The sequence below is a fragment of the Anoxybacillus thermarum genome (assembly GCF_000836725.1).
Lineage (GTDB): Bacteria > Bacillota > Bacilli > Bacillales > Anoxybacillaceae > Anoxybacillus > Anoxybacillus thermarum.
This window is the reverse complement of sequence record NZ_JXTH01000090.1, coordinates 1-6918: the sequence shown is the minus strand read 5'-3', so window position 1 is coordinate 6918 and position 6918 is coordinate 1. Positions and strand designations below refer to the sequence as shown.

At 41.6% G+C, this 6918-nt stretch carries 6 protein-coding genes, 1 rRNA gene and 2 riboswitches; of the genes, 2 read left to right on the top strand and 5 right to left on the bottom strand.

All coding sequences use genetic code 11. From position 1 onward, the window contains the following. The 3 genes from LH47_RS13795 to guaA form a co-directional block, all read right to left on the bottom strand. Positions 1 to 242 (bottom strand): 16S ribosomal RNA (locus LH47_RS13795); the annotation flags it as partial. A gap of 263 nt (positions 243 to 505) precedes the next feature. Further along, positions 506 to 1831, bottom strand: a complete 1326-nt coding sequence (locus tag LH47_RS13790) for an NCS2 family permease (protein WP_043968489.1) — start codon at positions 1829 to 1831, stop codon at positions 506 to 508. 116 nt (positions 1832 to 1947) lie between these two features. After that, positions 1948 to 2049: riboswitch (purine riboswitch) on the bottom strand. Positions 2050 to 2132: 83 nt separating this feature from the next. Beyond that, complete coding sequence (guaA, locus tag LH47_RS13785) at positions 2133 to 3653, bottom strand: glutamine-hydrolyzing GMP synthase (RefSeq protein WP_043968487.1); 1521 nt, start codon at positions 3651 to 3653, stop codon at positions 2133 to 2135. Between the two features lie 94 nt (positions 3654 to 3747). Continuing rightward, a riboswitch (purine riboswitch) is annotated at positions 3748 to 3849 on the bottom strand. A gap of 125 nt (positions 3850 to 3974) precedes the next feature. Between guaA and LH47_RS17255 the strand changes: the two genes are divergently transcribed. After that, positions 3975 to 4193 carry a DUF6944 family repetitive protein gene (locus tag LH47_RS17255; RefSeq protein WP_235341164.1) on the top strand — a complete coding sequence of 73 codons (219 nt, stop codon included), beginning with the start codon at positions 3975 to 3977 and terminating at the stop codon, positions 4191 to 4193. Further along, a complete protein-coding gene (locus LH47_RS17250) occupies positions 4169 to 4489 on the top strand; it encodes a DUF6944 family repetitive protein (protein ID WP_407637171.1) in 321 nt (106 codons plus the stop codon). Before LH47_RS17255 ends, LH47_RS17250 begins: the two co-directional genes overlap by 25 nt. A gap of 8 nt (positions 4490 to 4497) precedes the next feature. On the opposite strand, the gene groL is transcribed toward LH47_RS17250, so the two are convergent. Both groL and groES read right to left on the bottom strand, forming a co-directional pair. Continuing rightward, positions 4498 to 6114, bottom strand: coding sequence for a chaperonin GroEL (groL, locus tag LH47_RS13775; protein WP_043968485.1), 1617 nt, complete (start codon positions 6112 to 6114; stop codon positions 4498 to 4500). Between the two features lie 70 nt (positions 6115 to 6184). After that, on the bottom strand, positions 6185 to 6469 hold the full coding sequence (gene groES, locus LH47_RS13770) for a co-chaperone GroES (RefSeq protein WP_004888755.1): 285 nt from the start codon (positions 6467 to 6469) through the stop codon (positions 6185 to 6187). Between the last annotated feature and the right edge of the window lie 449 nt (positions 6470 to 6918).

The window sequence follows — 6918 nt, the reverse complement described above, 5'->3', positions numbered from 1 at the left end:
GGCCCATCCTGTAGCGACAGCTTGCGCCGCCTTTCAACGAAAGATCATGCGATCTTTCGTGTTATCCGGTATTAGCACCGATTTCTCGGTGTTATCCCCGTCTACAGGGCAGGTTGCCCACGTGTTACTCACCCGTCCGCCGCTAACGATTCAAAAGCAAGCTTTTGAATCGTCCGCTCGACTTGCATGTATTAGGCACGCCGCCAGCGTTCGTCCTGAGCCAGGATCAAACTCTCCATAGAAAAGTTATCCTTAGCTTTTGTACGCTTTTCGCTTCGTTCAGTTTTCAAGGAACATCTTGTCGCTTTTGAAGCGACCTTTTTAATATAACATTTACTGTTTTCTTTGTCAACACTTTTTTGCTTTTTCTTTTTTCATAAGTTGCTTGTTTCAATCAGCAATAAGTATGTTATCAAAAACACATTTGCTCGTCAACTGTTTTTTTCAAAAAAATAAGGCTTGGAAGTTATGGCCCAAGCCCCACAATCCTCATTAAAATATATAATCATTCAACTAAAAATGCAAAGTATAAAATGAAAATAATAAACAGCCCATACATAATCGGATGAATGTCTTTCGCTCTACCTTTTGCAATCATTGTAATTGGATAGAAAATAAACCCGATCGCAATCCCTGTTGCAATACTATACGTTAAAGGCATTGCAATTAATGTCAAAAAGGAAGGAACGGCAATTTCAAAACGAGTCCATTCAATTTTTCCGAGAGATGATACCATAAGCACACCGACGATAATTAATGCTGGTGCTGTAACAGGTGCTGTTACAACAGATAGTAATGGAGAAAAGAACAAGGCAAGCAAAAATAAAATGGCTGTTACAACAGAAGCAAAACCTGTACGCCCACCTGCTGCTACTCCAGCTGATGACTCAATGTACGATGTAGTAGTTGACGTACCTAAAATTGCCCCGACCACCGTGGCACAAGAATCTGCAAAAAGCGCTTTCCCTGCCCGTGGCAATTTATTTTCTTTTAATAAACCTGCTTGATTCGCCACAGCAACTAACGTTCCTGCTGTATCAAAGAAATCGACGAATAAAAACGTCAACACAACCGCTAGCATTTTAATATTGAAAATTTCCCCAAAATGCTCAAACGCTACTCCAAACGTAGGTGCAAGACTTGGTACGGAACCGACTACCTTTGTTGGCACATCAATTAAGCCTGCAATCATTCCCGCAATCGCAGTAACGACCATGCCAATGAAAATTCCACCGTTTACGCCGCGAACCATTAAAATAACGGTAACAATTATACCGAAGATCGCCAATAATGTATTTCCGTTTGTTAAATGTCCTAATCCTACGAGAACCGCATCGTTATTTACAATAATACCTGCGTTTTGGAATCCGATAAACGTAATAAATAGTCCAATTCCTGCCCCAACCGCATATTTTAAATCTTGGGGAATGGAGTTAATAATCTTTTCACGAATACCACTTAACGTAAGTACAATAAAAATAAGTCCAGACATTAAAACACCAGATAATGCTGTTTGCCAAGGAATGCCCATCGTCAATACAACAGTAAAAGCAAAGAAAGCATTTAATCCCATCCCCGGAGCAAGCGCAATAGGATAGCGTGCTATTAACCCCATTAATAGCGATCCAACAGCGGCCGCAATTGCCGTCGCGGTAAATACAGCCCCTTGATCCATTCTCATTTCATTCGGTAAATCTGGCACCGCACTTAACGACAAAACAGACGGATTAACAAACAAAATGTAAGCCATAGATAAAAACGTCGTTAAGCCTGCGATGATCTCTCGCTTATAATTTGTGCCTAGCTCATCAAATTGGAAATACTTCTTAATCAATGTCAGTCCCTCCATATGTTGTAATAAAAAGAAAAACGCTTCTAGCAAACTACCAGAAGCGTCGACTATGATGCATAATGCACAGAACATAGAGAGGAACCAAGCAGATTCCTCTCCCCCACATTACACATCGTAGTCAAGCTATTTACGGTAGCTTGGTAGAGACTCTCGAGCCGTATTCTCGAGATTATACGATGTATCCTCTATTTATTTTACACATACATTCTATCAGGCACACCCGACAAAGTCAAGATAAAAAACGAACATTTTTTATATAAAAAATTTTTTTGTTCGCTTTTTACTCCCATTCGATCGTTGCTGGTGGTTTGCTTGTAATATCATACACAACGCGGTTGACATGAGGTACTTCATTAACAATACGCGTTGAAATGACTTCAAGCACATCCCAAGGAATACGTGCCCAGTCCGCTGTCATGCCATCAATTGATGTCACTGCACGAATACCGACCGTATAATCGTACGTACGAGCATCTCCCATCACTCCAACGCTACGAATGTCAGGGAGGACGGTGAAATATTGCCAAATATCACGATCAAGACCTGCTTTTTTAATTTCCTCACGCAAAATGGCATCCGATTCACGAACAATATTTAACTTTTCTTCTGTCACTTCACCTAACACTCGAATACCGAGTCCCGGTCCCGGGAACGGCTGACGCCATACGATCTCATCCGGAATCCCTAATTCTGTACCAAGGGCACGTACTTCATCTTTAAACAACGTATTTAGCGGCTCAATTAGTTTAAATTTCATATCTTCAGGTAAGCCGCCGACATTATGATGTGATTTAATTGTTTGAGCTGTTGCCGTTCCGCTCTCAATAATATCCGTGTAAAGTGTACCTTGTACTAAAAACTCAATGCCATCCAACTTTGCTGCTTCATCGTCAAACACGTAAATAAACTCATTCCCGATAATTTTTCGTTTTTGCTCTGGGTCACTTACACCTTTTAATTTATTTAAAAACCGCTCTTTTGCGTCTACTTTAATGACGTTCATATGAAAGCCCTCACGGAACGTTTTCATCACACTTTCCGCTTCCCCTTTACGAAGCAAACCGTGATCAACAAAAATACACGTCAACTGATCACCAATGGCACGATGGACGAGAACGGCTGCTACGGATGAATCAACACCGCCACTTAAAGCGCAAAGTACTTTTTTATTGCCGACAAGCTCACGAATTTTACGAACTTCGTGATCGATAAAGCTTCCCATTGTCCAGTCGCCTTTACACTCACAAACATGAAACACAAATCGTTTTAATAGCTCATTTCCATATACGGAATGACGTACTTCCGGATGAAACTGAACGGCGTAAAACTTTCTCGTTTCATCACTCATCGCGGCAATTGGGCAAGATGGGCTTGTTGCATCAACAGTAAACCCTTCCGGTGTTTTTGTCACTAAATCCCCATGACTCATCCAAACAATTTGTTCTGTCGGTAAGTCACTAAACAGTCGAGAGACGCGTTGCACCGCAATCGTTGCTTTTCCATATTCCCGGTGGGTCGCTCTTTCCACTTTTCCACCTAAATGATGTGTCATTAACTGCATCCCATAACAAATGCCTAAAATCGGAATGCCTAACTCAAAAATGGCCGGATCGCACGTAAATGCTTGTTCGTCATATACACTATTTGGACCACCCGAAAAGACAATTCCTTTTGCATTCATTTGTTGAATTTGCTCCGCTGTAATCGTATGTGGATGCAGCTCACTGTACACACCAAACTCACGAATACGGCGTGTAATTAACTGATTGTACTGACTCCCGAAATCTAAAACGACGATCATTTCCTGCTGACTCAAACGAAATCACCCCATCTACATATAATAAAAAAGCTAGCATTCATACCCCCGCATAAAAAAACGAAGGCAGAATTCTAGCAATATAGAACACTGCCTTCGTAGTCGGGTCATTTACGGTGTCCCGGTAGAGACTCTCGAACCATATTATCGAGGATATACGAAGGTGCGCATCTTAAATTTTAGTCCATTCTACCAACTCCATTCCTCATCGGTCAAGATGCCATCTTTTTTATTAAATTTTCTAACAATTAACAACGATATGTAGCTTGCATATGATATATGAACAAAAATTGTAGGAGAATGCACATGAATCAATCGAAAACACTGATTCAAGCGATAGGTACGGTCACTTCGATCGTCGGAAGCATCCCTTCTTTAAGCGATAAAAAGCAGTTTGCTCTTGATTTATCGGGAAACGTGCTGCAAGCAACAGGAAAAGCCCTAGAGGCAGATGCTGAAACATCCGATACATTAGGTGTATATAGAAACGAAATGGGAACATCACCGTTATCGCTGGACTACTAAACAAAGAGGGAAATAGATTAGAAATTACAGGAAACTGGTTGCAGTCCTTAGGGGGACTTATTTCGTTTTCAGATGATTGGGGGGATAAACATTCATCCGCACTAAACCCAATCGGAAATTTACTTCGAGCGATCGACAACGCCTTGCAGGCCATCGGCGGTATATATGAAGAAAGAGGAAATAAAACCGAAGGACAGTCGCTCGGCATCGTTGGATCATGGGTTCAAGCTATTGGATCTATCCTTTGTTTTCTGAGTCAACTAGAAAAAAGGACTACCCCATTGGAAAAGGGGTAGTCTCTGCATTACATCATGCCGCCCATGTCAGGCATGCTCGGTGTGCCTTTATTTTCTTCTGGCTTATCTGCAACGACCGCTTCTGTTGTTAAGAACATAGCGGCAACAGATGCTGCGTTTTGAAGCGCAGAACGAGTAACTTTCGTTGGGTCAACAATACCCGCTTCGATCATGTCAACCCACTCGCCAGTTGCTGCGTTGAAGCCAACACCTGCTTTTTCTGTTTTTAAGCGCTCTACGATGACAGAGCCTTCTAAACCAGCGTTTTGTGCGATTTGACGAACTGGCTCTTCGATCGCACGAAGAACGATTTTCACACCAGTTGCTTCGTCGCCTTCCGCTTCAATTGCCGCAACTTTGCTGTATACGTTCATTAACGCTGTACCACCGCCGGCAACGATACCTTCTTCAACTGCCGCACGTGTTGCGTTCAATGCGTCTTCAATGCGAAGTTTACGCTCTTTCAATTCAGTTTCAGTCGCAGCACCAACTTTAATAACGGCAACGCCACCAGCTAATTTTGCTAAGCGCTCTTGTAATTTTTCACGGTCAAATTCAGAAGTTGTTTCTTCTAATTGAGCGCGAATTTGGTTGATGCGTGCTTGAATGTCTTCTGCACGACCAGCGCCACCAACAATTGTTGTATGTTCTTTTGTTACAACAACTTTCGATGCACGACCAAGTGAAGCAATTGTTGTTGATTTTAATTCACGACCTAATTCTTCTGTGATGACTTCACCGCCTGTTAAGATGGCGATATCTTGAAGCATCGCTTTACGACGGTCACCGAAGCCAGGCGCTTTTACTGCAACTGCTGTGAATGTACCGCGAAGTTTGTTTACAACTAATGTTGCAAGCGCTTCGCCTTCTACATCTTCAGCAATGATTAATAATGGTTTACCTTGTTGAACAACTTGCTCTAATACAGGAAGAAGTTCTTGGATGCTTGAAACTTTTTTATCTGTAATTAAGATGTATGGATTTTCTAATACAGCTTCCATTTTGTCAGAATCCGTAATCATGTATGGAGATACATAACCACGGTCAAATTGCATACCTTCCACAACATCTAATTCTGTTGTGAAGCCTTTAGACTCTTCTAATGTAATTACGCCGTCTTTGCCAACGCGTTCCATTGCTTCTGCGATTAATTGACCAACTTCTTCGTCAGCCGCAGAAATCGCTGCAACTTGAGCGATTGAGTCTTTGCCTTCAATTGGTTTAGAGATTGCTTTTAATTCTTCCACCGCAACAGCAACAGCTTTTTCAATACCTTTGCGAATACCCATTGGGTTCGCACCAGCTGTTACGTTTTTCAATCCTTCACGAATCATCGCTTGCGCTAATACAGTCGCTGTTGTTGTACCGTCCCCAGCAACGTCATTTGTTTTGCTTGCTACTTCCGCAACAAGCTTCGCACCCATATTTTCAAACGGATCTTCTAATTCGATTTCTTTTGCGATTGTTACACCGTCATTTGTAATTAATGGAGAACCAAATTTTTTCTCTAATACAACGTTACGACCTTTTGGACCTAATGTTACTTTTACTGCATCAGCTAATTTATCTACACCGCGTAACATCGCACGACGAGCTTCTTCGCTGAATTTAATTTCTTTTGCCATACATCTTACCCCCTTGATGATAATTTTTATTAAGTATTTTTGTATGCTTTATATGTTATCAGGCGAACGATTAACCAATCACAGCTAAAATGTCGCTTTCACGTAAGATTAAGTACTCTTTTCCATCATATTTCACTTCTGTACCCGCATATTTTGAGAAGATGATGCGGTCACCAACGCTTACTTCTGGAGCTACGCGCTCACCATTGTCAAGAACGCGACCTGAACCAACTGCAACAACTTTTCCTTCTTGTGGTTTTTCCTTCGCTGTGTCTGGTAAAACAATTCCGCTCGCTGTTTTTTCTTCAGTTTGAATTAATTCAATGACAATACGATCACCTAGTGGCTTCAACACGGCAAACGACCTCCTTAATTAGATTTTCGTTCCGTTATTAGCACTCATCATCATTGAGTGCTAACACACTTATTATATTAATGAACTTTTTTCAATTTTGCAAGTAGGAAGTTAAAAATTTTTCACTAAATCTTTCCCCTTTTCATTATGTCGTGTGAGTAAAATATTTGTGGGTGACATTCAGGAATGATTCCCCGACGAGGGTTGCGAACTTTTGTTCGCGACGCTCGTCGGGGCCACCAAGCGAAGCGCGGTAGAAAAAAGCAAATGTCATGCAAAAAGGACTCTCTCCCTGCTATGATGGTGATGACCAACATCAATAAAACAGGAGGGAGAGAGTCCATGAAACATTTTACCACAGAATGGCCTTTATTAAAAGAGCTGGAGGAACAATTAGTCAGAACTCTTCAAAAGGTGTTCGCTGTCTTGTTGGCGGCCCTTTTGGAGGA

What these genes read in the sequence shown, in the direction of transcription:
- guaA (WP_043968487.1), bottom strand. Translation starts at nt 3,653, where the DNA reads ATGATCGTCGTTTTAGATTTCGGGAGTCAGTACAATCAGTTAATTACA.
- LH47_RS17255 (WP_235341164.1), top strand. Translation starts at nt 3,975, where the DNA reads ATGAATCAATCGAAAACACTGATTCAAGCGATAGGTACGGTCACTTCG.
- groL (WP_043968485.1), bottom strand. Translation starts at nt 6,114, where the DNA reads ATGGCAAAAGAAATTAAATTCAGCGAAGAAGCTCGTCGTGCGATGTTA.